26 protein-coding genes and 2 pseudogenes are annotated in these 26441 nt (G+C 37.0%); 17 read left to right on the forward strand and 11 right to left on the reverse strand.

What is annotated here, in order from left to right:
* Positions 1 to 452 precede the first annotated feature (452 nt).
* Positions 453 to 1121, reverse strand: coding sequence for a YwrJ family protein (locus tag RCG21_RS15180; protein WP_165976180.1), 669 nt, complete (start codon positions 1119 to 1121; stop codon positions 453 to 455).
* 34 nt (positions 1122 to 1155) lie between these two features.
* Complete coding sequence (locus RCG21_RS15185) at positions 1156 to 2517, reverse strand: arsenic transporter (RefSeq protein ID WP_133333259.1); 1362 nt, start codon at positions 2515 to 2517, stop codon at positions 1156 to 1158.
* A gap of 365 nt (positions 2518 to 2882) precedes the next feature.
* On the opposite strand from RCG21_RS15185, the gene RCG21_RS15190 reads away from it, so the two are divergent.
* Entirely contained in the window at positions 2883 to 3410 is a 528-nt protein-coding gene (locus tag RCG21_RS15190; protein WP_308913349.1) for a GNAT family N-acetyltransferase, read from the forward strand.
* 158 nt (positions 3411 to 3568) lie between these two features.
* Here RCG21_RS15190 and RCG21_RS15195 read toward each other — a convergent pair whose 3' ends face one another.
* Positions 3569 to 4681 carry a GerAB/ArcD/ProY family transporter gene (locus RCG21_RS15195; RefSeq protein ID WP_133333257.1) on the reverse strand — a complete coding sequence of 371 codons (1113 nt, stop codon included), beginning with the start codon at positions 4679 to 4681 and terminating at the stop codon, positions 3569 to 3571.
* Between the two features lie 380 nt (positions 4682 to 5061).
* Here RCG21_RS15195 and RCG21_RS15200 point away from each other — a divergent pair, with 380 nt between their 5' ends.
* The 4 genes from RCG21_RS15200 (at position 5062) to RCG21_RS15215 (ending at position 9564) form a co-directional block, all read left to right on the forward strand.
* Complete coding sequence (locus tag RCG21_RS15200) at positions 5062 to 5661, forward strand: hypothetical protein (protein ID WP_308913350.1); 600 nt, start codon at positions 5062 to 5064, stop codon at positions 5659 to 5661.
* 171 nt (positions 5662 to 5832) lie between these two features.
* The gene (locus RCG21_RS15205; RefSeq protein ID WP_133333256.1) at positions 5833 to 7359 is read left to right on the forward strand and encodes a spore germination protein; all 1527 of its coding nucleotides are present in this window, start codon (positions 5833 to 5835) and stop codon (positions 7357 to 7359) included.
* A gap of 4 nt (positions 7360 to 7363) precedes the next feature.
* A complete protein-coding gene (locus RCG21_RS15210) occupies positions 7364 to 8464 on the forward strand; it encodes a GerAB/ArcD/ProY family transporter (RefSeq protein ID WP_133333255.1) in 1101 nt (366 codons plus the stop codon).
* Positions 8461 to 9564, forward strand: coding sequence for a Ger(x)C family spore germination protein (locus tag RCG21_RS15215; protein ID WP_133333254.1), 1104 nt, complete (start codon positions 8461 to 8463; stop codon positions 9562 to 9564). The genes RCG21_RS15210 and RCG21_RS15215 overlap by 4 nt, the downstream gene beginning before the upstream one ends.
* Positions 9565 to 9778: 214 nt before the next feature.
* Here the strand turns inward: RCG21_RS15215 and RCG21_RS15220 are convergent, their stop codons facing one another.
* Positions 9779 to 10471, reverse strand: coding sequence for a DUF899 domain-containing protein (locus RCG21_RS15220; RefSeq protein ID WP_133333253.1), 693 nt, complete (start codon positions 10469 to 10471; stop codon positions 9779 to 9781).
* 274 nt (positions 10472 to 10745) lie between these two features.
* Here RCG21_RS15220 and RCG21_RS15225 point away from each other — a divergent pair, with 274 nt between their 5' ends.
* The 4 genes and pseudogenes from RCG21_RS15225 (at position 10746) to RCG21_RS15240 (ending at position 12767) form a co-directional block, all read left to right on the forward strand.
* A complete protein-coding gene (locus RCG21_RS15225) occupies positions 10746 to 11192 on the forward strand; it encodes a hypothetical protein (RefSeq protein ID WP_133333252.1) in 447 nt (148 codons plus the stop codon).
* A 3-nt stretch (positions 11193 to 11195) separates the two neighbouring features.
* Positions 11196 to 11408: a helix-turn-helix transcriptional regulator gene (locus RCG21_RS15230; protein ID WP_133333251.1), complete on the forward strand. Its 213-nt coding sequence runs from the start codon at positions 11196 to 11198 to the stop codon at positions 11406 to 11408.
* A gap of 19 nt (positions 11409 to 11427) precedes the next feature.
* Positions 11428 to 12390: an NAD(P)-dependent alcohol dehydrogenase gene (locus RCG21_RS15235; protein ID WP_133333743.1), complete on the forward strand. Its 963-nt coding sequence runs from the start codon at positions 11428 to 11430 to the stop codon at positions 12388 to 12390.
* A gap of 170 nt (positions 12391 to 12560) precedes the next feature.
* Positions 12561 to 12767, forward strand: a pseudogene (locus tag RCG21_RS15240) (zinc ribbon domain-containing protein).
* 123 nt (positions 12768 to 12890) lie between these two features.
* Here RCG21_RS15240 and RCG21_RS15245 read toward each other — a convergent pair.
* Positions 12891 to 13442 (reverse strand): helix-turn-helix domain-containing protein, encoded by a 552-nt coding sequence (locus tag RCG21_RS15245; protein WP_133333250.1) that lies wholly within the window; start codon positions 13440 to 13442, stop codon positions 12891 to 12893.
* 79 nt (positions 13443 to 13521) lie between these two features.
* Between RCG21_RS15245 and RCG21_RS15250 the strand changes: the two are divergent.
* Positions 13522 to 14246, forward strand: a pseudogene (locus tag RCG21_RS15250) (AzlC family ABC transporter permease).
* Positions 14243 to 14569 (forward strand): AzlD domain-containing protein, encoded by a 327-nt coding sequence (locus RCG21_RS15255; RefSeq protein ID WP_133333249.1) that lies wholly within the window; start codon positions 14243 to 14245, stop codon positions 14567 to 14569. Before RCG21_RS15250 ends, RCG21_RS15255 begins: the two are co-directional and overlap by 4 nt.
* 75 nt (positions 14570 to 14644) lie before the next feature.
* On the opposite strand, the gene infC is transcribed toward RCG21_RS15255, so the two are convergent.
* Entirely contained in the window at positions 14645 to 15121 is a 477-nt protein-coding gene (infC, locus tag RCG21_RS15260) for a translation initiation factor IF-3 (RefSeq protein ID WP_133333248.1), read from the reverse strand.
* 242 nt (positions 15122 to 15363) lie between these two features.
* On the opposite strand from infC, the gene RCG21_RS15265 reads away from it, so the two are divergent.
* The gene (locus RCG21_RS15265) at positions 15364 to 16179 is read left to right on the forward strand and encodes a lipid II flippase Amj family protein (protein WP_133333247.1); all 816 of its coding nucleotides are present in this window, start codon (positions 15364 to 15366) and stop codon (positions 16177 to 16179) included.
* Positions 16180 to 16478: 299 nt separating this feature from the next.
* On the opposite strand, the gene RCG21_RS15270 is transcribed toward RCG21_RS15265, so the two are convergent.
* The gene (locus tag RCG21_RS15270) at positions 16479 to 16571 is read right to left on the reverse strand and encodes a YjcZ family sporulation protein (RefSeq protein ID WP_081810797.1); all 93 of its coding nucleotides are present in this window, start codon (positions 16569 to 16571) and stop codon (positions 16479 to 16481) included.
* Between the two features lie 578 nt (positions 16572 to 17149).
* On the opposite strand from RCG21_RS15270, the gene RCG21_RS15275 reads away from it, so the two are divergent.
* Positions 17150 to 18480, forward strand: a protein-coding gene (locus RCG21_RS15275) for an IS3 family transposase (RefSeq protein ID WP_308913351.1) whose coding sequence is annotated in 2 segments (ribosomal slippage) — positions 17150 to 17519 and positions 17519 to 18480 — 1332 coding nt in all. Because the reading frame shifts where the segments join, the coding sequence is not laid out codon by codon here.
* A gap of 58 nt (positions 18481 to 18538) precedes the next feature.
* On the opposite strand, the gene RCG21_RS15280 is transcribed toward RCG21_RS15275, so the two are convergent.
* The gene (locus RCG21_RS15280) at positions 18539 to 19543 is read right to left on the reverse strand and encodes a DUF3231 family protein (RefSeq protein ID WP_308913352.1); all 1005 of its coding nucleotides are present in this window, start codon (positions 19541 to 19543) and stop codon (positions 18539 to 18541) included.
* Between the two features lie 320 nt (positions 19544 to 19863).
* Between RCG21_RS15280 and RCG21_RS15285 the strand changes: the two genes are divergently transcribed.
* Together RCG21_RS15285 and RCG21_RS15290 are read left to right on the forward strand one after the other, a co-directional pair.
* The gene (locus RCG21_RS15285; RefSeq protein WP_133339524.1) at positions 19864 to 20361 is read left to right on the forward strand and encodes a DinB family protein; all 498 of its coding nucleotides are present in this window, start codon (positions 19864 to 19866) and stop codon (positions 20359 to 20361) included.
* A gap of 71 nt (positions 20362 to 20432) precedes the next feature.
* A complete protein-coding gene (locus RCG21_RS15290) occupies positions 20433 to 20849 on the forward strand; it encodes a VOC family protein (protein ID WP_308913353.1) in 417 nt (138 codons plus the stop codon).
* 176 nt (positions 20850 to 21025) lie between these two features.
* On the opposite strand, the gene RCG21_RS15295 is transcribed toward RCG21_RS15290, so the two are convergent.
* Positions 21026 to 21658, reverse strand: coding sequence for an MOSC domain-containing protein (locus tag RCG21_RS15295; RefSeq protein ID WP_308913354.1), 633 nt, complete (start codon positions 21656 to 21658; stop codon positions 21026 to 21028).
* A gap of 320 nt (positions 21659 to 21978) precedes the next feature.
* The gene (locus RCG21_RS15300; protein ID WP_133339530.1) at positions 21979 to 22761 is read right to left on the reverse strand and encodes an APC family permease; all 783 of its coding nucleotides are present in this window, start codon (positions 22759 to 22761) and stop codon (positions 21979 to 21981) included.
* A 227-nt stretch (positions 22762 to 22988) separates the two neighbouring features.
* Here RCG21_RS15300 and RCG21_RS15305 point away from each other — a divergent pair, with 227 nt between their 5' ends.
* Entirely contained in the window at positions 22989 to 23807 is an 819-nt protein-coding gene (locus tag RCG21_RS15305) for a DUF5995 family protein (protein WP_308913355.1), read from the forward strand.
* 489 nt (positions 23808 to 24296) lie between these two features.
* A complete protein-coding gene (locus RCG21_RS15310) occupies positions 24297 to 24491 on the forward strand; it encodes a Spo0E family sporulation regulatory protein-aspartic acid phosphatase (protein ID WP_165976392.1) in 195 nt (64 codons plus the stop codon).
* Positions 24492 to 24688: 197 nt separating this feature from the next.
* Here the strand turns inward: RCG21_RS15310 and RCG21_RS15315 are convergent, their stop codons facing one another.
* Positions 24689 to 26116, reverse strand: a complete 1428-nt coding sequence (locus RCG21_RS15315; RefSeq protein WP_133339536.1) for an alanine/glycine:cation symporter family protein — start codon at positions 26114 to 26116, stop codon at positions 24689 to 24691.
* Positions 26117 to 26441 lie beyond the last annotated feature (325 nt).

Consider the following 26441-nt stretch of genomic DNA (forward strand, 5'->3'; position numbering starts at 1 on the left):
GTTAGCTTGTGGTGGACAATTATTGGTTGAGACAAGCGATATGCAGGCACCTAAAATCTTGGAATTCTTCAGTAAAAACGGGCTAGTTTGACATGCCCTGCAGAATTGGATGCTATAATCGTAATTGGACCCAAACCTACCTAATTAGAAAGAAATACTCTAATTGGATGATTCTTGAGGTTAAGAATATATGTGTCTTTACATTATTCTTAACAATTAGAACAAAAAATACCTCAATTACATATGCTAATAATAGGTGATACACCAAAAAAAGACCGTGACTGATTCTCCCGGTCTAAATAATAAGTCTAGAAGTGTATGATTAATCCATCCTCGTCGCTAAACAATGGGTGGATTTTTCTTTTGATGTTTTTTTGATATTTCCCATTTAAACACCTACCAATTTAGTTAGATTTAAATAAAGGATGTTGTTCCCGTTTCAATAGTCCGATTTAATGAGATACCTGAATGGTTTTTATATGCTCTAAATTCCAGACCACTGTTTCACCTTCATCTGTTAACAAGGTTGCTTGATTATCCTGTACCTTTTCGAGCAAGCCTACTTTTTCGGGGTGGTCACCATTATCCAGAATAACTAATCGATTTTCTAACTTTTTCAACTGGACATCAAAACTTCTAGCAAAGGGGCTTGATATGGGGATAAGGAGTTGATTTTTTTTGTCCAGCTTATAGGGAGTTGTACCTGGCGGATAAGGAATGAGCCATTTTAAATGGTTCATCGAGATGAACATTGTTTTATAGGCTGGTGAGTGAAAAACAACGTAGTCATTCATGATGCTGGTTATATAGCCATTTATGGTTTTGTCCCCTGAAACATATGCCTTAACGTATAATCCTTTAGCGTTCTTCAATATTTGGCGATAGGAAATTACCTCTGTATCAATGGGTTTTTCTAAATGAGGTTCGCAAGAGAGATCTTCCTCGATAAAATTGATTTCTTTTACTCTTTGTATTTGAACGTATGGAATGTAGAGAAAGGTGTGGGTACATTCATGATACAAAACAAGGATGTCTAATCCGGAATCAATTAAGATTCCTCTGTGAAAAATTCCTCCTGTTATCTCCACCTCAACATTTTTTTCAATGAAATCTAAAAGCATGTTAATTCACCTTTATTCTCCTTTTTAAATAAGTTTATCTTTGAAGGACTCCTCCAAAAAAATAAGAAACCCAATAATATAAAATCACTAATGTGAACAATACAGTTGGTGGAATCACGACGAATGTTACTTTCATATATTGCCACCAGGTAATCATTACTTTTCCACGCCTTAAAATATGCATCCACATGAGCGTAGCGAGCGTCCCCATTGGTAGTAGTAACGAGCCCATATCACTGCCAACAATGTTTGCTAAATAAGCAATTTTTAAGGAGAGTAGATCCAGGTTCATATGAGTTAAGGTAAGGGTCCCCACCATTAACGCTGGGTGGTTATTAAACAGGTTCGACAGTAACGTTAAAAGTGTCCCCATCAAGACACTCGCATGGAGCAGGCTACCAGAAACCAAAGGACGCATGAATCCGATCAACCAGTCTGTTAAACCAATGTTGTTTAGACCATAAATGATGGTATACATACAAAATGCAAAAATAAGGATATACCACGGTGTTTTTTTCAACATATCGCCTGGTGAAACCTTTAGATAGGCCCAGCGCCAACCTAGGAGAACAAGCGATCCAAGAACAGCTACAAGGGAAACAGGAATGGCGAAAAAGGATGCAACAAAGAGGCTGACACGTACAGCAAATACGAATAGCAGGACATATAGCATAAATCTTGTCCTTTTCTTCTCCGAAGCAAATTTAGGTCCCAGTTTCTTTGCATGATCAGAAAGATTGTGTAGACCCGATACACTAGTAGGAATGGTCTTTGGTAAGATTTTGCGAAAATAAACGAAGAGGAGCCCGACTAAGAGTAGTAAACCAAGTGTAGCCGGTACAAACATCATCGCTGTATGAAGCCACAACGTCATATGCACGATTTTCAGTGCAATCAAATTCACAATATTACTTACACCAATTGGTGCACTAGAAGCTGTCGCAATTAAGCCTCCAGAAAGTAAATAAGGAATTTTTTGATGGTTCTTTAATCCCATATTGTTCAATAGCATGACTAAAATCGGTGTGGTGATTAAAATACTTCCATCGTTATTGAAAAAGAGGGTCATCAGAAAACATAGCAGGTTGACATACCAAAATAATCGTACCCCTGACCCCTTGGATATTTCAGCTAACTTATCTGCAACCCAGTTAAAAAATCCAAAGCTTTCTAAGACAATCGCCATGACAATGGTTGCCATGATGGTAATCGCTGCACCACTAATGGTTTCCGTGATGACACCTAAGTCCGAAAATGAAACACTGCCACTAAGGAATACAATCAATGCACCAATTGCAGCAGGTATGGCTTCATTCAGCCCTTTGGGTCTCCATAGAATAAATACCAGGGTACCCAAAAAAGCTAAAATGGTGATCCAGGCCATTGGTTGAAGCATATTATTTCTCCTTTCTTACTAACTAAATTTAATAATGGTTCATAATACTTCCTTACCTCCTCGAACGTCAGTAAGCGCTTGTCCCCCCTTCCATCTGTCCCTCTTGTGATGTTGTACTGTATTTATATGTATCACGGATAAGACATGCTTTAGGTGTGTACCCTTTTTTATTACAATTGTGCTTTTATCTATGAAAAAAATGCTTAATAGATTAGGATAAACAATCTATGATTAGGGTGAATGTGTTAATTCATTTATCTTCAGCAACGAATATACATGGTAAGATTTTCTTACATAAGACTTTTACAGAATAAGTATTTTTAGTAAAGTAAAATCATATTTTACGAAATTTGGAGGTTGTTTATATGGAAAATAGATCAAAAACAGCAAATACCATAAAAATAGAAAATTGTATCTCCATTGAGGAACATGTAAATGAACTTTCAACACTTCTCATACAGGTCGTTGAAGATGGAGCATCAATTGGCTTTTTACCTCCATTGAATCGTTCAGATGCAAACCAGTATTGGGAAAATGTATTAAATCCCGGCGTGATTTTATTTTTAGCGAAGATGAACAATGAAATAGCTGGAACCGTACAATTGCATCTGTGCCAAAAGCAGAATGGCGGACATAGAGCAGAAATTGCCAAATTAATGACGCACCCAAATTATCGGAGGAAAGGAATTGGCCGTTTATTAATGGAAAAAGCACAGGAAACAGCTATAAAGATGGGGAGAACCTTATTAGTTCTTGATACTAGGGAAGGGGATCCTTCTAATTTACTTTATTCCTCATTAGGATTTATTCAAGGCGGCAGGATTCCTAACTACGCAAGGTCGGAAAACGGACAATTAGATGCTACTATAATTTATTATAAAAATATTATGTAAACAGGTGAGCTGCCACTTGAACTCAGAGAATGAGTATTCTATTAACAAGGAATGCGAAGATATTCAAGCTCTACAAAAAGAAACTAGTGCAATGACTAGAAACACAAAATCCAATTTCTTATACAAAACAGCCATTAGCAATATAAATGGCTGTTTTTTCAATTTATATTTGTATCAGGTTTTTTCTTCCTATTACGAAAGAATGCGATAAGCAGTAAGAGGCTTGGAATGATAATTTGAAAAGGCAAACTTAAAAAGTATGGAAAAATTACAATATTTTCTTTGATAAATTCAGCATACGTCGATGCCGTGGTTATGGATGCAAATAAAACAATCATTCCAATTGGAAACGACAATTTTTCCTTTTTTTTAAACTGAAATAGATCTGCTGTACCCTCAACTGCTGCATAAAAGTACAATGATATTTTAAAGAAACCGCTAATGATCAGGTAGAGCAAAAAAAGAACATCCAGCCGCTCGATAAAATTTGCCAGTTGAATTCTTGCAACGGTTGTTAACAATGGGAAGTTTGAGCGGCTATACAATTCTGGCCCAATGGTTGAAATCGAAATAATTACGGTAATGGTAATATTAATCCCGCTTAAAATCATCCCGCCAATGCAAACAAATTTTATTTTCTTTCGTTCCTTCACAAATGGGTATATCATCGTGAAAGTAACTATTTCTCCAAAAGGGAATGTAAGTGTGCCAGGGAGAAACTCTTTAAATATGGGTTTCCATCCATTTTCAAGGATGGGCTTTAGAAATTCAAAATGGATTAACCCGGAAAAAATAATTAACAGAAATCCAAATATGGCCATTAAATAAATAATGCCAAAATAAATCTGTCCCACTCTTGCGATTACCTCTAAGCCTTTATGTATGCCATAGAGGATGGTCAGAATCATCAATGAATTAATGATAAATAACGGCGTACTTGTATAAACAGTCGTTACCAAGAGTTCCCCAAAATCTCGTAATACGACTGAAGCAGTATAAATAAAATAGCTGATATAGAATAAGGCGATAATCCGGCCAAGCCATTTTCCGGCAATTTTTTGTATAGAGCTGGTTAGAATTAATTCTGGATAAAAAAGAAACAAACGATAGTGTATAAAGAAGACGATCAAACCGCCTGCTAACCCTAATAAAATGGTAATCCATGCATCCTGTTTTGCATTTGCTCCTAGACCAAAGAGGATTGAACTACCCATTTCAAATAAAAATACTAGAACGAAAAGCTGGGATGCGCTTATTTTAACCCTATCCATATACTACATTTCCCCTTTGCCTTGGGTTATTTTGTACTTCTCCAAAGCACTTTTTCTTCTTTATTCTAATAATTGGCTTCTTGGACTCCCGCTGAGTTTCTTTTCAACCAGTTGATCAATTTTTTAACACAGCAATATTAATCATATCGATAGGAATAACATACTCCCCTCATCTTGCACCTTTTTTGTCCTAATTTGAAGACATCTCCAAATATTTTCCCTAATATTGGTAGGGTGTCAAATATTCACCAAATTATTCAAGTCGCTTTTGTCCAAAAACTCTCACTAAGTGTGACATATTTTTTTAAAAGTGTTTTTTGTCCAAGCCATTATTACGAACGAGTCATTTATTAGTAGTAGTAATGGAAGGGGGTGAGGATATGGGGAGCCTCAAAAATTATTATAATGATAATAATAGAAATAAAAATAAGTCTAATCAGATAAGCAGGGAAACTAGCAGTGATGGAAATAATCTTAATCAGACCATCAAGATTCGAATAAATGAACAAGATGTTAATGTGGGTCCACTAGCCGATTCACGAAGAATTGTAATCGTCATTAACAACCAGTTTACAAGCGCTCCTAATACTACACAAATTGCCAGTGGTGCTGGACGAAACAGTGCAGCCGGGAATAATGCTGCAATTGATTCGTCGAATACTGAGCAGCAACAAAGTGTAGGCGCTATGGGACAAGCTAGCAATTCAGGTATGGGCGGGAAACAGATTGAACCACATAAAAAGAATAAAGAGCACTCTGAAGAAGAAGAAATTGTGATTGTCATAAATAATCAGGTCAATACAACAAGTACTGAACAAGCAAGTGCTACTCAGGTAGCAAGTGGTAGTGGAGATGACAGTGCAGCAGGAACGAACGCTGCTATAGAAAGTTCCAACACCAAACAGCAACATGCTGTCGGAGGAGATGAATCAGGTTCGGCAGACAACTCAGGAGAAAATAGCGATCAAATAGAAGAGTGACTTTTTAATAAACTGCTCCTATGAGCAGTTTTTTATGTCAAGTGTAAAAACAGTTAGCTTTACAGTCCAAACCACAGCAATAATGAATAGGAAAGTGAATAGAATATTTTTCCTTTAAGAAAGCATATTAAAAACATAATCTTAATGCAAAAGCTGAGAGGGACGGAGAGGATGTTTCATTTTAAGAAGTTTTTAAAAGGCAAGGGCTCTTCTGGGGGCAAACAAAATAACAAAAATAGGCAAGATGATGTCCTTTCTGCGGATTTAACTCAAAATACAGAAAAACTTCTCCAGCTATTTTCTCAAGCACCTGATTTAGTCATTCGTCGATTTAAAATTGCAGGGAATTCGACAGATGCCGCTTTAGTATACTTAAAAGGATTGACGGATAAAAATGCGATCCATTATCACGTTCTGAAGCCCCTGATGCAAAGCTCTTTCGACCCAAATCAGGAACTGCCAATCACATTGGGAGAAATAGAAATCGCTTATACATATAGTCAAATCGAAGAGGCTATTTTAGGAGGAGAAAGCATCTTATTATTAGGTGGTCAAAACTCAGCCTATCAATTAGCTACAAAAGGTTGGCCGCAAAGAGAAATAAAAGATCCTCAGAATGAAATCTCTCTAAAAGGGGCCCATCAAGGATTTGTTGAAACCGGGAGTCAAAATATTGCATTAATTCGCAGGTATATCCCCCAACAGGAATTACGATTGAAAGAGATGACAGTCGGTATTAGGGGGAAATCAAAAGTTTCCATTTTATATTTAAGTGATGTAGCTTCTGAAGAGGTGCTAACAGAACTAGAAACACGGATCCAAAAAATTAATGTGGACGCCATCATTAATACCGGTGAACTGATTGAGTTCATTGAAGATAATCCATTTTCACCCTTTCCACAATTTATCTTAACTGAGAGACCTGATTCAGCTGTATCCCATATTCTTCAAGGGAGATTTGCTATTATTTTGGATCGCTCCCCGAGCGTAATAATTGCTCCAACCAATTTTATGTCTTTTTTTCAGGGGATAGATGATTACGGAACACGTTGGTTAGTTGCTTCCTTTATCCGACTATTGCGTTTCATTGCGTTAATGATTGCTCTATTTTTGCCCGCGACGTATGTTGCGTTTATCTCCTTTAATTTTGAGGTCATCCCGATGAAGCTCTTGTTATCGATTGCAGAGTCCAGGATACAAGTTCCACTCTCACCTGTGATGGAAGCGATTCTTATGGAAGTGACCTTAGAATTAATGAGGGAAGCGGCACTCAGGCTTCCCACTCCAATCGGCCAGACAATTGGAATTGTGGGCGGCATTATCATTGGTCAAGCGGCGGTTCAGGCAGGGATTGTAAGCAACATTATGATCATAGTCGTAGCCATTACAGCCATCGCTTCCTATAACATCCCCAATTATGATATGAGTTCTTCCATTCGACTATTGAGATTTCCAATGATGCTAGCGGCTTCCTTGTTTGGTGTGATTGGGATTGTAATCGGAGGGATGACCTTAGTAGGCCATTTAATTAGTCTTGAATCGCTGGGCACTCCTTACGGAAGTCCTTTAGCTCCTTTTAGAATTACCGATATGAAGGATGCCTTTATGCGTTTTCCTTTATGGGTAATGAAAAAACGCCCGAAAGGCACAGGGGCCAATCGAATGATTCGGCAAGGGAAAAATCGCACTAAAAGGTGAGAAAATGAAAAAATATGCCTATAATGAAATCACCCTTATGCAGTATATTTTCCTAATTAATGGAACGCAGGTGGGAACGGGCGTTCTAGCTCTTCCGCGTGTACTTGCAGAAAAAGCAGGAACAGACGGTTGGATTTCTTTACTCATTGGATGGTTTTTTTCTGTAATGGCGAGTATCTTTATTATTAAAACGGTGGAAAGATACCCAAACGATACACTTTATGAGATTCTTATTCGATTATTCGGAAAGATTATTGGGAAAGCAGTAGTCATTGTTTACATGTTGTACTTTGCTTTTTATGGTGGGACTATTCTTGTAAACGGCTGCCTTTATATCAAGGCATGGTTTCTGCCTAGAACCCCCGATTTCATCATATTACTATTATTCTCGATTCCCACTTTTTTGGTTGCCCGGAACGGGATTCGCATTTTAGGCAGATATTCCGAGTTATCATTTTACATGGTGATGTGGATTCCACTTTTTTTCTTGATTCCGCTTAGGGATGGAAATTGGCTCCACTTTCTTCCATTACTTAAAGAAGGGTGGAAACCAGTAATATACGCAGTACCCACCACAGCATTTTCCTTTTTAGGATTTGAAGTGGCATTCTTCTTGTACCCCTTTTTACAAAAAAAGCAACATGCTGTTCTCGGAATTACCATTGCGAACACCTTAACCATGTTGTTCTATTTATTTGTGACGATTGTCTGTTTTGCCTATTTTAGCCCCGATGGGATATTAGAATTTAATCAACCCGTCCTGAATTTACTTAAATTAATAGAATTTCGCTTTTTGGAGCGGTTTGACATGATTTTATTGGCTCATTATCTGATTGTGGTTTCCACAGCATGGATGCCATGCATATACTTTGCAACATTTTGTTCTAGTCAATTACTTGGAAAACAGGATCATAGCCCACATGTAATCATCTTATTATTAATTATTATTGGCTTGGTATTTTGGTTTCAGCCTACCTGGAATGAATCTGAAAAATGGCAAACGATGATTGTTAAAGGCGGGCTGCAATTGGCTTATGTAGTTCCTCCTTGTTTATGGGCTTATAGCTGGATATATGAAAAGTACCGTCGGAGGGTAAACCTTTGAAAAGAAAAATATTAGGTTGTTTATTGCTCTCGGTTTTTATGTTGACCGGATGTGTGGACCAAATCAATGTGGAGGATGTCACTCTTACACTTATCCTTGGTTTAGATTTGGATGAGGATAATCATTTAGTGGTGTACATGACAAGTCCAGTCTTTAATAAGGAAGCGCAGATGAAGGAGGAGAAAGTCGCTGTAAAAGCCTATACGGTTAGAGATTCAAGGGAACTATTTGATACCACGGTGATGGCATTGACATCTGGAAGTAAAACTCAATTAATTTTAATCGGGAAAAAGCTTTTAAAACAAAAAAACTGGATAAGGTACATCGATCCCTACTATCGGGACCCAAAGAATACGGTAACCACACGAGTCGTTGCAGTAGATGGGCCTGTATCGGACCTAATTTTTTTTAGGCCGAAGGACAAGCCTCGTCTCCCACTGTATTTAGCAAATTTAGTAGATACCGCCTACAGAAGAAATGTAACGGTAAAAACAACTCTTCAAGAATTTCATGAGCAAATGATTGAAAAGGGGAAGACGGCAAGTATTACCGAGATGAAAAAAAATAGCAAAATCATGTTGACCGGAACGGCTCTTCTGGATGAAAACGGCTTATACAAGCTAACGATCAAACCACACGAAAACAAATTATTACGGATCTTGCAGAACAAAAAAAGAGGGGATTTTCCATTCACCCTTTCAGTCCCGTTGGAACCGAATGGACAAGAGAAACATTGGTTAAGCTTTGGCACACAAAGCATCAAGGTAAAAACAAAGGTAAGATATGACGGCCATTATATTTTTGACACTAACATAAAAATGAGAGTTGCCATTACGGAAATGCTTTTTCCTTTCAATGTAAGGAAAGATGCAGCCAAACTGGAAAAGAGTATTCAAACAAAACTGAAAACAGATTTCGAGCATTTAATAAAGAAAGCGCAAACAGCTAAAATAGACCCTTTTGGCTATGGTCTATATGCAAGAGCATATACGTATCCAGAGTGGAAAAAAGTCCAAAATCAATGGGATGAAGTTTTTTCGAAGGCCGATGTAAATGTAAAAGTAAATGTAACCATTAGCGGAATGGGAACCATTAAGTAAAGATTACTTCAATCTTTTAAGTTCTTGAATAGGTGGTGCAATAGTCGAAGATCCCGCTGCATTTTAGCGGGGTTTTTCATATTGCGCAAAAGGGGCAGGGTTTATAGACAAAAGATCATAAAAAAAGACCAATAATTGGTCTAAATGGAAGTAAATCAGTTCAACATTATTTTGTCATTTCTTTCTGATGTAAATTTTCCTCAAATTAAATTTATTATATTTTAGCGACATATTGATCACGATGCCGCAGTCCGCGATCGTCCTGTCGACCTTTCGGCACCAAATCGAGAAACTGGTATGTGATGTTCATCATGTCAATGCCACGAGCATAAGTCGAGTATGTATGAAAAATATCTCCATCTTCATCTTTGTAAAAAACGCTTACACCTTCCCTGTCGCTACTCATAGGATTCTGCAGTGTATAGTTGTAAAAGGCTCGCTTATCCTCTACTTCTTGTTCAGTGAAAGATGCTTGAAAATCATAATTAAAATCAGTATTCCCTGATGAATACCAAGGAAATGTCCAACCCATACGTTTTTTGAATGCTTCCAACTTTTCTAAGGGTGCACGGGAAAGACATACAAAAGAGACATCACGGTGATTTAAATGCGGAATCATCCCACTGTAGTGATCCGACCAAAAAGAACAATGTTTACAGCCTTGATCCCAACTAGGATTGAACATGAAATGGTATACAATCAGCTGACTTTTTCCATCAAATAAGTCTGCTAGTGAATAGTTACCGTTGGGACCTTCAAATGTGTAAGACTTACTGACAGCTTCCCATGGCAAATTACGTCTCTGTTGTGTCAGTTCATCCCGCAACTTCGTAAATTCCTTTTCTTTCTGTAGCAGCTCTTTTCTCGCTTCAATCCATTCATTCCTTGGCAGCACTTTATGGTCCATAACAACACCTCATCATCTCGTGTTTTTCCCACTTATTCTTTCCAATATGGCACCTGGTATGCTTTTGGCCCACCAAGCTTAAATCAACAAAATCCAATCATACAGATTCTCCAAGGAAAAGAAATCGTAATGATCTGGTCTTAAAGAATATTGCACGATAAGGCGCTGTCGAACAATAAATGAACTAAATAGTTTCCATCATGTAAACTTTTTTTTACATGATGCATATATTACTTTACACGATGTAAAAGTGACTATACAGGAGGTTTAAACCATGACCTATCAAGAAAAGAAGTGCATAGTATCGTTGATCAGCACGATTCTCATTTTCGGAACGTATTGCTTGTATATGTATCCTCGATACCCAGAAGGGGGTCTGGAGTCGCCGGAAACCTTTCGTTATTGGGGTTCCTTTGTTATTTTGCTGATTTTGTTGTCAATGATTGCTCATATCGTTATCAGTATTATTTTTAACATTGTATTTAGAATTACTACGAAAGAAAAGGAACCATCATTCGCGGATGAATTGGATAAGTTAATTGACTTGAAGGCGAACCGAAATAGTTATTTTGTATTTATTGTCGGCTTTCTTCTTGCAATGGGTTCGCTCGTTTTTTATCAGCTTTCTCAGGTAATGTTCATGACCCTGATCATTTCAGGATTTATTTCCGATTTGACAGGCTCGGTTACAAAGCTTTATCACTATCGGAGAGGAGTGTAAAAAATGGGTAAACATCTTGTCGGCAATCACATCCGTAAATTACGTTTCAACCATGATGAAATGACTCAGCAGCAGTTGGCTGACAAGGTGGGGGTAACAAGACAAACCATCGTATCTCTCGAAAAGGGAAAATACTCTCCATCTCTAGAATTAGCTTTTCGCATTGCGCATGCCTTTAACTTACCGCTGGAAGAGGTATTCTTTTATGAGGGATGAAAAAAGGAGAGAGGCTATAATGAAAGCAATGGTTTGCACCAAATATGGATCACCGGATGTTTTTCAACTTCAAGAGGTAGATACGCCACTACCCAAAGATCATGAGGTCCGAATCAAAATTCAAGCGGCTTCAGTCGGGCCAGCGGATTGTACCTTTCGAAAAGGTTCCCCCCTCGTCCAGCTTGTTTACGGTTTAAAAAGACCGAGAAACTCGATATTCGGTGCGGAGTTGTCCGGTGAAATTGATCTGGTTGGCGAAAAAGTAACACGATATAAAGTAGGCGACCAAGTATTGGGGTTAAGTGCAAAGACGTTTGGTGCTCAAGCCGAATACAAATGTTTGCACGAAAACACACCGCTTGCGATTAAATCGTCCGCGATGTCCTTTGAAGAAGCTGTAGCCGTCTGTGATGGTGCACCAACGGCTTTGACGTTCCTCCGTGATAAAGCACAGCTACAGCATGGGCAAACTGTTCTGATTAATGGCGCATCTGGAGCGGTGGGGATTTATGCGGTACAGATTGCTAAATACTTAGGGGCCAAAGTCACAGGAGTATGCAGTACAGCAAATGTAGAGTTGGTAAAGTCACATGGAGCCGACAAGGTTATTGATTATACCCGGGAAGATTTTACGACAAATGGTCAAACCTATGACGTCATTTTTGATGCGGTGGGTAAGCGCTCCTTTGCACAATGTAAAGGCTCGCTCTCGCAAAGAGGCGTTTACCTTTCGACGTCCCTTTCATTTTCCATTCTATTTGACATGTTACGAACTGCGGCGCTTGGAAAAAAGAAAGCTATTTTCGTAACTGCGGGCCTCATGCAGAACCAAGCAAATCTAATCTTCCTTAAAGAGCTTTTTGAGGCTGGAAAGATCAAAGCGGTCATCGATCGACGATATCCATTGGAACAGGTTGCCGAGGCTCACCGCTACGTGGAAAAGGGGCATAAGAAGGGAAATGTCATCATCACTTTGAAGTAGCGCTGACGGGGTTTTTTCAAGCATGGGAAGTGTTGCAATGATTAATCCAATTGCTGAAACAATCATCCCAAGTCATTCTATTTTAAATGCGAAAAACAGTTTTAGGAGTAAAAATAATAGATGAAACTATAAATAGATAAATAAGTAGTTTAAGAGGGAGGAGAACAAGTATGTCTGAACAAGGTTATATCAAATGTGGAAGCAAAGATACAGGGAAAAAAGAAGTCGCGATGACTGGGACAGGATTATCCAAAATGTTTGATGTTCAACATAATCAGTTTATCGTTGTTTAGTGTAAGAATTGCGGTTATTCCGAGTTCTATAATAAGCAATCATCGAAAGCTTCAAATATACTGGATTTATTTTTCGGTTCATAAAAAAATAGAAGAAACTCACTGGAATCCAAACCGGCTGCCATAAAAATGGCAGCCTTTTATTATTCAGTTGTTGGGCTGTTCAGTTGAAATTGTTATGACTTGAATATCAAATAGTCATAGAGATTAGTCGGGATAAAAGATAATTATGTAGAATCTAACCAGTTCATCAGAATTGTTTATATAAATGTGTTCAGTATTTGCTTGAAATTTAATTGACTCATCCGTGTTTAATACAAACTTCTCGCCTTGAACTTTGAGTGTAAGGGTTCCCCTTTGGATAAGTACATATTCCTCACCTATATGTTTTTCAGATAGATGACTAAATCCTGGCTTGAGATCCACAGTAAAAATCTCAAACTTTTTTTCGGGGTTAAATGGGAAGAGAGAATAGACAAGATGATTTCCATCATTATCAATCATTGGAGTAAGTTGATTGATGTTTATTTTTTCAATTTGCGGCTTTTCATTTTCCTTTAAAAAAGCAGAAAAGGATACGTGTAATCCATTTGCGATTTTCCAGAGTGTGGTAACCGTCGGATTTGATTTTCCATTTTCAATTTGACCTAACATGGCTTTACTTACACCAGTTAGTTCCGCTAGACGATCCAAGCTCAATCCCCGTTTTTTTCTTATTTCGGCAAGATTACTTGCTATAACCTCTTGAATAAACTCCATACATAATCTCCTTGACTCTTTATTATATTCATTATAACATACGTATGAACAATATAACAGACGAGAGAGTGGGGGAACGATGATTGAATTAGTAAACGAAGTGAACAGCGAAGAGAATCTCCCTACATTTTCCCAGGGGGTAAAAGATTGTATCCCAACCTTAATTGGGTACATCAGTATTGGAATTGCAATGGGGATTGTTGGAGTTCCTCTAATCTAAGTATCGTAGAAATTACCCTATTAGCTGCATTAGTTTATGCAGGTGCAGCTCAGTTTATAATTTGTGCACTGTTAGTATCAGGAAGTCCGATTTCAGTGATTGTATTTACAACTTTTATTGTGAATTTACGGAATTTTTTATTATGTATGACATTGGCTCCCCACTTTACAAAATATTCTTTAATGAAGAATATCGGGATCGGTGCACTTGTAACAGATGAATCGTTTGGCGTTGCCTTCAATAAAATTGCTAAAAGGGAAAGTGTTAATGCCCGATGGATGAATGGGTTGAATGTAACAGCTTATTTATGCTGGATTGTATCATGTATGCTGGGTGCCATTTTTGGCAAATGGATTTCAAATCCAAAGGTATTTGGATTAGATTTTTCATTAACCGCGATGTTTTTGGCATTACTTGTTTTACAATTACAAACGATACAAAAAAGTAAATTAAGGTTTTATCTATCCTTAATTATTTATGTTGTGGTCGCCATGTTGGTCCTATGTATGTTTGTTCCTTCATATATAGCGATTCTATTATCGACCATAATGGTTGCAACGATTGGAGTGGTAAAAGACAAATGAGTATGGATTTAACCATTTTATTCATCATTTTAGGGTGTGCCATTGTCACCTTCGTTCCGAGAATCATTCCCTTTTTAGTGATAAGAAATGTAAATCTGCCAAAAGTGGTGATTAAGTGGCTTTCGTTTATCCCTATTTGTATTTTTACTGCACTTATCGTTGATAGCTTTATCTTTAAAGACAAATCATCATTACTATCAATTGATTGGAGTGTACTTGCTGCTATTATCCCAACACTTGTGATAGCCTTATGGACAAAGAGTTTGTCTGTTACAGTTTTAGTCGGTATCGTATGTATGGCTACTGTTAGGGCTTTAATTTAACCCGAGCTAAAGAAAAAATAGCGTGGGAAGTTACACGCTATTTTTTACTGAAGCTCCCGATTTTAGGGCTCTTTATTATGGTTTTAACAAAATCGACAGGACTCTGCCTTGCAATATTGCCTCTGTTTTAGAATTCACAAGATGGCTAACCTCTTGGCAAAAATGAGCGAGGAGTTCTTCGCCAATTTTTGAATGGGTGATTTCTCTTCCGCGAAATCGAACACTTACCTTTACATGATACCCTTTTGTTAAAAAAGTGATGGCGCTTTTTACTTTTGTTTGAAAGTCATTTTCATCAATCGTGATGGATAACCGAATTTCTTTTGTTACGATGATTTTCTGATTCTGTTTGTTCTGCTTTTCTTTTTTCTGCAATTCAAATTTGTATTTACCGCTATCTAAAATCTTACAAACGGGTGGATCAGATTCATTGATTTGAACCAGGTCTAATCCCATTTCAATCGCCATGTTAAGCGCTTGAGCGGTGGGTAACACTTGCTGACCGCTATCTGAGACGAGTCTCACTACTTTTGATTGAATCGCTTCGTTCATAATTATTCTTTTTATAGATCAATTCCTCCTATTTAAACTCATTCATTATAATTTATGATAAGAAATAAAAAATGGTAGGGCGCTTTAACTGTTTCTGGCAATTAGTTAAGGTATGCTCTGGCAAGAGGGGACGCTTCGGCGATTTCACTTTTTCAACTTATCGCTCTACTGTCATCTTAATAATTCCGAAACAAAATATTTAGTGTATAATACATCTATAATAATTTTTTAAGGGGACTTTTATGGAGTTAATTACAGGTAAGGTCATTATTATATCTCTATTTTTATTGATAATCACAATGATTGAGACATTAGCTTATTCAACAAGGATTTCAGGCGCAAGGGTAAAATTGATTGCCACTGCGTTATCTTTGTTTAGTACCCTGGTAATTGTTTCAAGGTTTTCTACAATGATACAGCAACCTCTTACTGCAAAACTTATCGCTGAAGCACCTGATCTAAACAAATTACATTACATAGAAGAACAATATAGAATTTTAATCGGAGTAACCTCAATTGGAGTGTTGTGCGGGATACTGCTTTTTCCAACGTTCATAAATATTTTTTCAAGAGCCATCATACAACTTTCAAATCAACGAGGTTCAATCATTACACTGTTTGTGACTCAATTCAATCGAAAAAGCATCAAAAAAATAGTAACGTGTTTTAGACTACCAAGATTTTCATATCTAAAGGGAATTACATTAAAAACCATACCAAAGCGGCTTTTTGTGATTAATGTCATCATTTCTGCTGTATTTACCATCGGAGTACTATCTTCCATTTATGCATCAATGATAGTTCCCAAAGATTATGCACAGGCTGCTTTAATGTCATCGGGGATTATAAACGGTATAGCAACTATCTTATTGACATTGTTTATTGACCCTAAAGCTTCCGTATTAGCTGATAGAGTGATGAAAAAACAAACGAATTATATTTACTTAAAAAGCTACTCTTTGACGATGATTAGTTCAAAATTTTTGGGTACAATTGTGGCTCAACTAATACTTATCCCCGCAGCATATTATGTTGCTTGGTTTGCTAAGTGGATTTAATGAGTTCTTTTTCAACTAACAGGTGCTTGAGTTTAATCTAGAGTCGTAGATACGCTTTTTTACTTACAGAGCAGGTTAGTGAAACAAAGGGGCAGGTTACATCAATAAGAATTAGAGCTTTTTGTTTTATTCAAAGTAGGAAGTAAATTAAATTACTGCAACATTTGAACCATATTGGGTAGTAAAGAGAGAAAGTGTGTAGTAAGTCAAACAGCAAAAAAGAAGCGTGGTATTTACGCTTCTTTTAAAAGAGAGATGAACTCTATGGCTTCGGATTAGGCATTTTTTTCTTTAAAAGATTAGTATCCTTTCATAAAAGAAGTACCAACAATGATTAATAGAATGAATAGAACAACAATTAATACAAAACTTGATCCACCGTAACCGTACATTATGAATCACCACCTTTATTTAGAGGTACTACATTATACGGATTGTCGATTTATGTCGAAATGGACAAGCGTGGAATTATTTAAAATTGGATGCTGCATATTTCGAGGATAATACGCACTTGAAAAGTAGGTACCTTTATGGGGAATACTCCAAATTATTTATGAAATATTACTTGAAAGAAAAACAAATGCACTCGAATTTAAGAATGGATACAAAGGGTTCCACACACTATTTTTAGTGTACCTCTTGAAATTATTGCCTAGAGGTCCTCTAGAATTGATAAAACGTAATGGTAAACAGGTGCCCCGCCTTTCTTTTATTCAGGGAAAGTTTATGAAAAAATGTACTTAAACAATTGGGTGGTTTTGTTCAGGATGATGATCGCTGAGGCGGTTATTTTTTTACTTGTTGAACGAACAGGAAGGTTAGTGTAAGAAGCGTCTTCTAAAAATAAAATGCCCAACCTAAAATAAAATGTACCCTATAGAGTAGACACTTAAAAAAAGTGCTTTCTATAGGGTACTTTTTTTATATAATTTAATAACACAACTAGAGACATACTGGAGACGGAGAAATCATGAGTAAAAAGACTTTTACAGAGAAAGAAATCATAATTTTATCTAAAAACCCCTATGTTAAATCTGTTAGTTCAAAAGGAATCACTTATTCTCATGAGTTTAAACAACATTTTGTTTCAGAATTTAGTAAGGGGAAGTTCTCAAGACAGATCTTTGAAGAAGCGGGTTATGATGTTGAAATCATAGGAATGCAAAGAATTAAATCTGCTTCCGAACGTTGGAGAGCTGCTTATAAAACTGAAGGCGTATTTGGGCTAAAAGACACCAGAAAAGATAGTTCTGGAAGGCCACGATTAAAAGAACTAACCATTGAGGAGAAATATGCAAGGCTAGAAGCTCAGATGAATCTTGTAAAAGCAGAGAATGAACTCTTAAAAAAGATTCGTATGTTCGAAAGGGGGCTGAAAAGGTAAAGCTTCCCGTTAGTCAGAAGTACATTCTTATTCGTGAAGTTATTGAAAAATATAACTTGAGACACATGGTGAAATTCCTCTGTGAGGCTGCCGATGTGTCAAGAAGCGGTTACTACAATTACTTCTCAGCTAAGTCAGAAGAAAAACGGAAATACCAAGAAGCGAAAGATGAAGAGGCAAAAGCCATGATCTTAAAGGCTTTTCACTTTAAAAGTCGTAAGAAAGGGGCACGTCAAATCAAAATGACATTGGCGGGTCAATTTCAGTGTGTCTTCAATTTGAAAAAAATTCGTAGAATCATGAAAAAATATAATATCGTTTTCCCAATTAGGAAAGCAAATCCTTACCGGAGAATGATGAAAGCTACTCAGGAACATCGAGTCGCTCCGAACTTACTAAATCGTCAATTCAAGCAGGAGACGCCTGGCAAAGTACTTCTTACAGACATCACTTACCTGAACTATCACGGTGGACAGAGAGCCTATTTGTCCGTCATTAAGGATGGGTCTACAGGTGAAGTTTTGGCACATTATATGTCAAGCCGTATCACCATGGAATTGGCTACCAACACTTTGACCAGGCTGAAGAAGAACAGAAACTTTAAGCAGGCTAAAGATGCCCTCATCCATTCCGATCAAGGTACTCATTACACACATCCTGATTTTCAAAAACTTGTTCGAAACCTAGGATTACGCCAATCCATGTCTAGAAGAGGGAACTGTTGGGATAACGCTCCTATCGAATCATTTTTTGGTCATCTTAAAGATGAAGTTGATATAAATACATGTAAAACAATTGAGGAGCTTCAACGGGAAATTGACCAATATATCCGTTATTATAACCAAACTAGATATCAATGGAACCTAAAAAAGATGACTCCTGTACAATACAGAAATCATCTTCTTCAAGTTGCCTAAGCCTTTTTTTAAATGTCCTTTACAAAGGGTACATTTTAAAATTGGAGGGCATTTTTTGTTATTTTTGTTTTGCAATTTCTGCTCTATTAGGTGCAAGTGGAGGTTGTTCTAACCATTTATTTTTCACCATAACATTAAACCAGTTTTTTGTAACCATAAGATTTTGTAAAATAGTGGCCTCATAAGTGGCAACGAGGTCTGTTCGCATTGCTGCTGCCAGACCTGTCCCATGATAGGTTTGTGCTGTTTGAAACAAAAATCCCATGTGATACATTAACAACTTATCAGAAAATGGAGAGTCAGTTGAAATTGTGACTTCAGTTTCCAATGATTTTGGAACTGGTAAGTTATCAGCTTGGAGTATTTTTGTTAATGCTTTTATTTGTCCATCAGCAGTTTTCTCAGATTCAGTTAAAAATTTTCTAACTTCTTTGGATTCCGCCACCTGGCTGAATGCAATAGAAAGGGTTTTAGCAATAATACTTTTTTTCAGGTTAAAAGAAATAGTAATGATTTCTGTAGCAGCAAGAGTCCTACCCCTACCAAAAAGACCGTCTTTGAAATCATTGCTTGTAATATATTGAGGGTGTTCATTTGCATAAAATAATGGGTCTCTCTGAAAAAGTCCTTTATCAAGCAATAACTCAATCGTTTGGTGGTACATCTTTTTCGCATCGTTATCACATGAGTCGTAAAAATCCCTTAGGTCTTTTCTAACAGAAATGCCTAATGCTGTGATATGTCCTAGTAATCCATGTAAAGTCATTACATGTAAATATTGAAGGCAGAATGCATCTGTAAACAATCTCTGTTTGCCTAAATACAAGTCCGAGTCGTTAAATCCAATTGGTACAGGAAACCCCTCATTCTCAAAAAAAGTGATAATTTGCCTCTTTTGTTTTTCGAATGTCTTGAGAGCATCATTAAAAATGGCTTTTATTGCTTCATCTTCAATAATTGAGTACATATATTTATTTACTACATCTACCGCTGTTCCGTTTACATACTCGCCCCATAAAGAACCAATTTCAGAAGATGTCAATTTTAATTTTTCCGTATCCATAATTTCACCTCCTAAGTATTATTTCCCGTTTTAAGAAGTGGTATAAATTTTTTTGGTTTTAATGTGAGCTGAGAGTTTTCTGTATTGCTTTTATAGGCCTATGGAGAAATTAGATTGTGAAGAATTGTACTTAAAGTAACAGTTGCTTTTGTTCCATAGGCTTTGCAATAATCTTGAACAATCGGGCCAGATTGTTGAAGAAAGGTTTATTCTTAGAATAATTAGCCTTTGAGAGAGGTGATGGTTAGCTGAGCATGATACAATGAATTTGAAAGTCTCGCCAAAAAATTGGTGAATTGCTAATTTAAGGAGGAAATGGAATGTTTACATCAGTAAATGATTTCTTAAACGAATGGAAGCAAGAAGCAGCTGTTACCCAAAAAGTGCTGGATGTGCTTACGGATGAATCTTTGCATCAGGAGGTTTCTCCAGGGTTATACAGCATTGGAAGCTTGGCTTGGCACATTAGTGGAGCAGCTTACTACTTTCCTTCACAGGTTGGAATAAAATTTGAGATTCCTGATCTTCAAAAAGAGGCACCGACATCAGCTGCTGAAATCAGCGAGACCTACAAGATAGTAAGTCAGAGGTTAACACAAGCATTTTCTGAACAGGTTTCAGATGAAAAAATGAACAAAATGGTGAATTTATTTGGAATGGACATGCCAGTACAAGCTGTTTTCCGTCTGCTAATTCAACATCAGGCTCATCATCGTGGACAATTGACTGTCCTTATGAGACAAGCCAACTTAAAAGTTCCTGGCATATATGGTCCTAGCAAAGAAGAATGGGAAGCAATGAATGCTCAAAAGAGCTGATATTGTTGATTTAAAAAAGGCCGGCGCCTGCCGGTTTATTGTACAAAAATTTCTCCAGGAGGTAATAAAAAATGGCATTTACATCCAAAAATATCTTTATCAATTTATCAGTAAAAGACGTGAATAAGTCCACCAATTTTTTCAAGGAGCTTGGTTTTGAGTTCAACCCACAATTCTCCGATGAGACCACATCTTGTATGATCATCAGTGACAACATCTTTGCAATGATTATGATTGAAGAACGTTTCAAGGGATTTAGTAAGAAGGAAATTGTGAACACTACCACTTCTGCCGAAGCAATTCTCAGCTTTTCAGCTGAAAGTCGGGATCAAGTGGATGAGATCGTAAATAAGGCATTGTCATCTGGTGGTAGATCTTTTAGTGAGCCTCAAGATCATGGATTTATGTATATATGGGGGTTTCAGGATTTAGACGGTCATTTATGGGAAGTTGCTTATATGGATGAAAGTGCAATGAATCAAGAATAAACTTTAAGGTTTAAAGTCGAAGCAAGCTTAATATATAAAGGAAAGGGATGATGCCTTAAATGGTATCATCTTTTTATATCTAAGGTAGCAGTTTAGTACAATAAGATATACATAAAAAACCTAGCTTTTTAGGCTAGGTTTTATCGCTATGCACAGTCTTCGACACAACACAAGAATCATAACAATTTTAAAAATCTATTCCTCCAGTCCTCTGCAAGGGCATCAACTGTCAATATTTTTTCAATGGATGCTTTATCTTGTTTTTGGTGAAATAGAATTTGTGTAGCAAAAGATACGGATATTTCTTTTGAGTGTTTTTCCAAAAGAGTTATTTCCGAATCGAACATAATCGTTCCTTCTTCCAATACCCGAAAAAAATAACCAGTTAGAGTTGTCTCAATCACTTTCTTTAAAAATTGTTTTTCCTCGTTATAATTGGAAATCGTTACACAAGGTACCCTCCCTTGTGTTATTTGAAGAATAGCATCCCCTATTTTATATATGTCACCAATACAAACCTGTTCTTCTGTCATCCCTGCTGCAGTAATATTTTCCCCAAAAGCAGGAAGCATAAGCTTTTTTTGAAATACCTCTTCCCAATAAGAGTAATGCTCGAATGGATACAAACATACTACACGGTCTGGTCCCCCGTGAAATTGGTGATTTGCAACATCATCACCAACAATGCCGGGTTTCCCCACCTTAAAGGCTTGTACAGCTGATTTTCCAATTCCAGAAAATTCTTTTTTATTATTCCAATTATATGCCTTCGGCTTTCCAACAGCTAAATTAATAATTTTTCGATTCAATTTGAATTTACCTCACTTCTACAGAACCCCAAAATCAAAATGCTAATATAAATTGTATTATACTAGTGTCACTTGAAAAAGGCACAGTTTTAAAAAAACAATAGGGGCAGAAGGGGTGGGATACAAAGAAGGTGGAAATTGCAAGCCTGCCACTATCAACAGACAACCTAGGGCGACGGTCAGGGAGTCGACCAATTCGAACTTGGAAAAGGTTAACATACTTTTAGAATATGTGAAGGGATGTTCTTAAACTTCTTAAAAAAACTTTAAATTTTGTAATATTAAAAACCAGCCTAATTATCAGACTGGTTTCGCTAAATTTAAGCTGTTTGCTTTTTATTTTTTCTATCTTGCTCGTTCTTCCTTTTTCTATCTTTTGACTTATTTGCTTTAGACTTTCTAAACATTAGAATTAATCCTGCATTGAACATGAGGGTCCAAACAAGTGCGAATTGATTGCCACTAAAATAGATTCCTACTATCGGAATCAATAGAAATACGATGCCTCTCGGAAAAGAGTATGTTCTAGGATTTAGCGCCATCAAAACGGAAACAGCAACAATCAACGAAGTAATCTTGTTATTCCCCAAAAAGGAATTTTGAGTATAATTTACATAGCCGTAATACGCGAATGATCCTATAACGGCTATTAAGGATAGATAAAATCTTATAAAGGCACGTTTATAAAAAAGAATCCAAATAGCAGCAAAATTAACGACTGCACATATTCCAATCACCATTAAAGTTGCGGTAAAAGGGCTGGCAGGACCTTTCATGTAGTTTAGTAGGAAATGGAAGTTATACCAAACAGCTGCTACTACAAAAATCTTAAAGACTAGCTTTACCCAGGACATCTCCAATTTCGTTTTCGATTTCGTTTTCTTTATCTTTTTTGACGATCTGGAATTAGAGGGGGTGGCACCTTCCGTCTTTTCCTCTACATCTTCTTGGTTCTTTTTCCTGTCCTTAAACGATTGTCTTGATTCTCTAGTAGGTTCCCTTCTCGCTTCCTGTCTAGTAGGGTACTCACTAACTCTATATTCTTCGTCATTCATTTTTTCTTCATCTTCATGTTGTTCTTCTGAATCTGAATGATATTCCAATGGATCTTCACCTCAAGGATTTTTTAATCATTATAGCTATTTCTATATTAGTAGGGTAACTAGGTCTTGTCCAATTTTTTTACCTATTCCATAAAAAATAGCTTCATTTTAACCATCGATATGACATAATATTGAACAAATAAGGGGCGGAAGGATCCGTCCCTTTGATTATGTAATTTAATTTGGACTATCACCAAAGAGATTTTATGAGGTTAGGAGAATGAGAAATGAATCGACCATCCATTACGTTGGGAAATGCCAGGTCAATTGATGAAGTCATTTGGCAATTGGACCAAATTATTGCAATGAGTATCGAAAATAAAAACAAAATCGGCTATTTTGCTTCTTTGTACCGAATGGTAACTGTTCGAGTGAAAACAGGTATTCTGAATAACGAATTTGAAGACGGAGTCAGAATGGAGCGTTTGGATGTATGTTTTGCCAATTACTATCTGAATGCGCTGAATGACTATTTAAACGGAAAACCGACCAACCTCAGCTGGCAAGTCGCCTTTCGTTGCACACGAAAACGAAGACCGATTGTTCTTCAGCATTTACTGCTCGGCATGAATGTCCATATCAATCTCGATTTAGGGGTAGCTGCTGCCATGACCGGTAAAAATGCTGATATTTCATCGCTAAAAGATGATTTCATGAAAATAAACAGTATATTGGCTTCGCTCGTCGATGAGGTTAGAAGTGACCTGGATCAGATTTCGCCATGGATTGGATTTTTGGACCGGATTGATCCGAATGCTTCGAAAGCCATCATCAATTTCAGTATGGAGAAAGCACGTAATTATGCTTGGGACTTTGCACAGAAACTGGCTGCTGCAAAAGAATCGGATTGGGAGCAGCTCATAATCAATCGGAATCATGAGATTGAAGCAATTGGTAAAAAGGTTGCATATCCTGAGATTTGGATGTTAAAAGCCGGGCTGTGGCTGATTCGCCTTCGAGAATCCAATAATATTGGGCGAAACCTGGATCTCTTGAACCATCATAAATTTGAATCAAAAGCAGAGGGCGGTATTCAATTGTTATAAAAAAAGGGGGACATTTTTACGTTTTGGAGAATTCTTAATGCCTCTTTTTCATTAACATAAAAATTTCAAAAAGATATTTTGTGTTTTTTTGTCTAATTATGTAGGTCACATTATAGATTATAGGTACGTTCTTATTAGAATAAATGTGAAAGCGCTTAAGGGCAATTTATAAATAAGAGGTGTAAACATAAAAACGGTAGTGACGGTTTACAGTAATCAAGTGTACTTTGCGGATCACAAGGACGTGAAACACCCAAATTCATAATTTATAGGTCAGTTTGCTAATATGAAGGACTCTGTCCTAAGGAATTTTTTGGTAAAAGTGGAATAGTTATAGTTTATCGGAGATGTTTTTTATATTATCACATTCTATTCGAATGAAAACACTCCAATGTTTTAGGGTTAATATTTTAATGACCTTGCTAGGCTTCAGCAACTGCTTAGAGTCCTTAAATAATAATGAAGATTTATAGAAAGGAAAGAGGGATAATGCTTCTTAAGAATGCACTGGAATTAAGCAAGGGTATAAATGAAGACCGGCGGATTATGTATGATGCAGTACAGAATAAGGGGATCTATGATCCGGAAGTAAGAAAAATCAGCCAACAATTGAATAAGAAAATTATTGCGCTGCAAAAGATGATGAATGAAATGGATCCCTTACCAGGAGAATCATCCCATTAACAAGTTGCAAAACGTGTTTAGGTTGGGGGAGTCTATGTTAAACGGAATAGCTGATCCTCTTGTCGGGATCAGCTATTCGCCATTTGGAAGAGTGCAAACGCAAGTAAGAGGGTGGCAAACTCAGATGGCGAACAGTTCATATTCTATTTTTCTAAAAAAAGATGCTCAGACCAGGTCTGAACATCTTTTTTATACATCTAATTTGCTATTTTTGAAGTTGAATCCTCTTCGGAATACTCCCAGCATTCAACGTTTTCAATACCTTCAATGCTATCTTTATAAAAAACAGGATCTTTGCCGGCTTTTTTCTGTTTCACGTAATCTTGTAAGGCAGCAAATGCCACTTTTGATAATAAAAGAATGGCGATTAAGTTCACAATAACCATGAAGCCCATAAATAAATCCGCCATATCCCATACAACCTGGATCTTTGCCACCGAACCGAATATTATCATGGCTAACACGCTTGCTCTGTATATTATCAGCCATACTTTGTTTGTGTTTAAGAATCGAATATTTGTTTCCCCGTAATAGTAGTTACCAATTAATGCACCGAATCCAAATAAGAAAATAAAGATTGCAAGACAGCCGGATGCCCAAGAACCGACATGTTCACTTAATGCCGCTTGTGTAAGGGCAATTCCCTCTAACCCTGGTTTTTTCCAAGCATCAGAAAGTAAAATAATAAAGGCAGTGCTTGTACAAACGATCAGTGTATCCGTTAATACGCCAAATGCTTGGATCAGTCCTTGTTTCACCGGGTGACTGGTTGTGGCTGTTGCGGCAACGTTTGGTGCACTCCCCATACCAGCTTCATTCGAGAATAAACCGCGTTTAACTCCATTCATCAGCGCAGCACCGATGGAACCGCCTGCGATTTGTTGAAGGCCAAACGCATTTTTTACAATAAGAGAAAGAACTTCTGGCATTTTTGTGATGTTGGTAATAACCACAAATAAGGCGCAACCAATGTATAATACGGCTAGAACCATAACTTTGTATTCAGCCATTTTTGCAATCCGCTTCACACCGCCAAAGATGATCGCAGCGAAAGCGATGGCCATGATAATCCCTAAAGTTAAACGATTTGCGCCAAAGGAGTTCTCAAAAGCAATGGAAACCGTATTGGATTGTACAGAATTGAAAACGAGACCGAAAGAAAGAGTAATTAAAATGGAGAAAAATACGCCCATCCAACGTTTGTTTAATCCTTTTTCCATATAGTAGGAAGGACCGCCGCGGAAACCATTTTTATCTTTTACTTTATATACTTGCGCTAACGTACTTTCAATAAAGCTGGATGCTGAGCTAATAATCGAAATAATCCACATCCAGAATACCGCTCCAGGACCGCCTAAAGCAATTGCAATCGCAATTCCGGTGATATTGCCTGTCCCGACGCGGGCGGCCATGCCTATACAGAAGGCTTGGAATGGAGAAACGTGATCTTTAGAACTCGTTCTTCCTTCCATTAAAACGCGAACCATTTCCTTTAACATTCGAAACTGTACAAATTTCGATTTGAATGTAAAATAAAGACCGGAGAAAACAAGCATAATAATGAGTAATTTTGACCAAAGGAAATCGTTTGTTACACCAACCAGATTTTGCAGTAATTCTTGCATTCCATCACCTCATATTAAAATTTTAGTAGCTTTATATAAACTCTTTTAGATAAAAGAGTTTCCCCTATTTTGAAAAAAGCGCTTTCATTCCATCTGGATGAGAATTTTGTCTTTACTATAAATTCTGTTTTTAATATAAATTGCGGACTACAAAAATAAACAAAAATCTACAAAAAGACTAAAAAAAAAATTCAGGTTTTTGAATTTTTTTAAAATACACTATTCTAGTGCAATATGATCTCTATCTCAATAACACGGGAAATCTGGCGTCTTATCCCGTTGAATTGCAATATACTAGCATCTTCTAATTTAAAAGGTTCTTATT

Origin of the sequence: Bacillus salipaludis, assembly GCF_030938565.1 — a bacterium.
Taxonomy (GTDB): Bacteria; Bacillota; Bacilli; order Bacillales; family Cytobacillaceae; genus Neobacillus; species Neobacillus salipaludis_A.

What these genes read in the sequence shown, in the direction of transcription:
- RCG21_RS15180 (WP_165976180.1), bottom strand. Translation starts at nt 1,121, where the DNA reads ATGCTTTTAGATTTCATTGAAAAAAATGTTGAGGTGGAGATAACAGGA.
- RCG21_RS15185 (WP_133333259.1), bottom strand. Translation starts at nt 2,517, where the DNA reads ATGCTTCAACCAATGGCCTGGATCACCATTTTAGCTTTTTTGGGTACC.
- RCG21_RS15190 (WP_308913349.1), top strand. Translation starts at nt 2,883, where the DNA reads ATGGAAAATAGATCAAAAACAGCAAATACCATAAAAATAGAAAATTGT.
- RCG21_RS15195 (WP_133333257.1), bottom strand. Translation starts at nt 4,681, where the DNA reads ATGGATAGGGTTAAAATAAGCGCATCCCAGCTTTTCGTTCTAGTATTT.
- RCG21_RS15200 (WP_308913350.1), top strand. Translation starts at nt 5,062, where the DNA reads ATGGGGAGCCTCAAAAATTATTATAATGATAATAATAGAAATAAAAAT.
- RCG21_RS15205 (WP_133333256.1), top strand. Translation starts at nt 5,833, where the DNA reads ATGTTTCATTTTAAGAAGTTTTTAAAAGGCAAGGGCTCTTCTGGGGGC.
- RCG21_RS15210 (WP_133333255.1), top strand. Translation starts at nt 7,364, where the DNA reads ATGAAAAAATATGCCTATAATGAAATCACCCTTATGCAGTATATTTTC.
- RCG21_RS15220 (WP_133333253.1), bottom strand. Translation starts at nt 10,471, where the DNA reads ATGGACCATAAAGTGCTGCCAAGGAATGAATGGATTGAAGCGAGAAAA.
- RCG21_RS15225 (WP_133333252.1), top strand. Translation starts at nt 10,746, where the DNA reads ATGACCTATCAAGAAAAGAAGTGCATAGTATCGTTGATCAGCACGATT.
- RCG21_RS15230 (WP_133333251.1), top strand. Translation starts at nt 11,196, where the DNA reads ATGGGTAAACATCTTGTCGGCAATCACATCCGTAAATTACGTTTCAAC.
- RCG21_RS15235 (WP_133333743.1), top strand. Translation starts at nt 11,428, where the DNA reads ATGAAAGCAATGGTTTGCACCAAATATGGATCACCGGATGTTTTTCAA.
- RCG21_RS15245 (WP_133333250.1), bottom strand. Translation starts at nt 13,442, where the DNA reads ATGGAGTTTATTCAAGAGGTTATAGCAAGTAATCTTGCCGAAATAAGA.
- RCG21_RS15255 (WP_133333249.1), top strand. Translation starts at nt 14,243, where the DNA reads ATGAGTATGGATTTAACCATTTTATTCATCATTTTAGGGTGTGCCATT.
- infC (WP_133333248.1), bottom strand. Translation starts at nt 15,121, where the DNA reads ATGAACGAAGCGATTCAATCAAAAGTAGTGAGACTCGTCTCAGATAGC.
- RCG21_RS15265 (WP_133333247.1), top strand. Translation starts at nt 15,364, where the DNA reads ATGGAGTTAATTACAGGTAAGGTCATTATTATATCTCTATTTTTATTG.
- RCG21_RS15270 (WP_081810797.1), bottom strand. Translation starts at nt 16,571, where the DNA reads ATGTACGGTTACGGTGGATCAAGTTTTGTATTAATTGTTGTTCTATTC.
- RCG21_RS15280 (WP_308913352.1), bottom strand. Translation starts at nt 19,543, where the DNA reads ATGGATACGGAAAAATTAAAATTGACATCTTCTGAAATTGGTTCTTTA.
- RCG21_RS15285 (WP_133339524.1), top strand. Translation starts at nt 19,864, where the DNA reads ATGTTTACATCAGTAAATGATTTCTTAAACGAATGGAAGCAAGAAGCA.
- RCG21_RS15290 (WP_308913353.1), top strand. Translation starts at nt 20,433, where the DNA reads ATGGCATTTACATCCAAAAATATCTTTATCAATTTATCAGTAAAAGAC.
- RCG21_RS15305 (WP_308913355.1), top strand. Translation starts at nt 22,989, where the DNA reads ATGAATCGACCATCCATTACGTTGGGAAATGCCAGGTCAATTGATGAA.
- RCG21_RS15310 (WP_165976392.1), top strand. Translation starts at nt 24,297, where the DNA reads ATGCTTCTTAAGAATGCACTGGAATTAAGCAAGGGTATAAATGAAGAC.
- RCG21_RS15315 (WP_133339536.1), bottom strand. Translation starts at nt 26,116, where the DNA reads ATGCAAGAATTACTGCAAAATCTGGTTGGTGTAACAAACGATTTCCTT.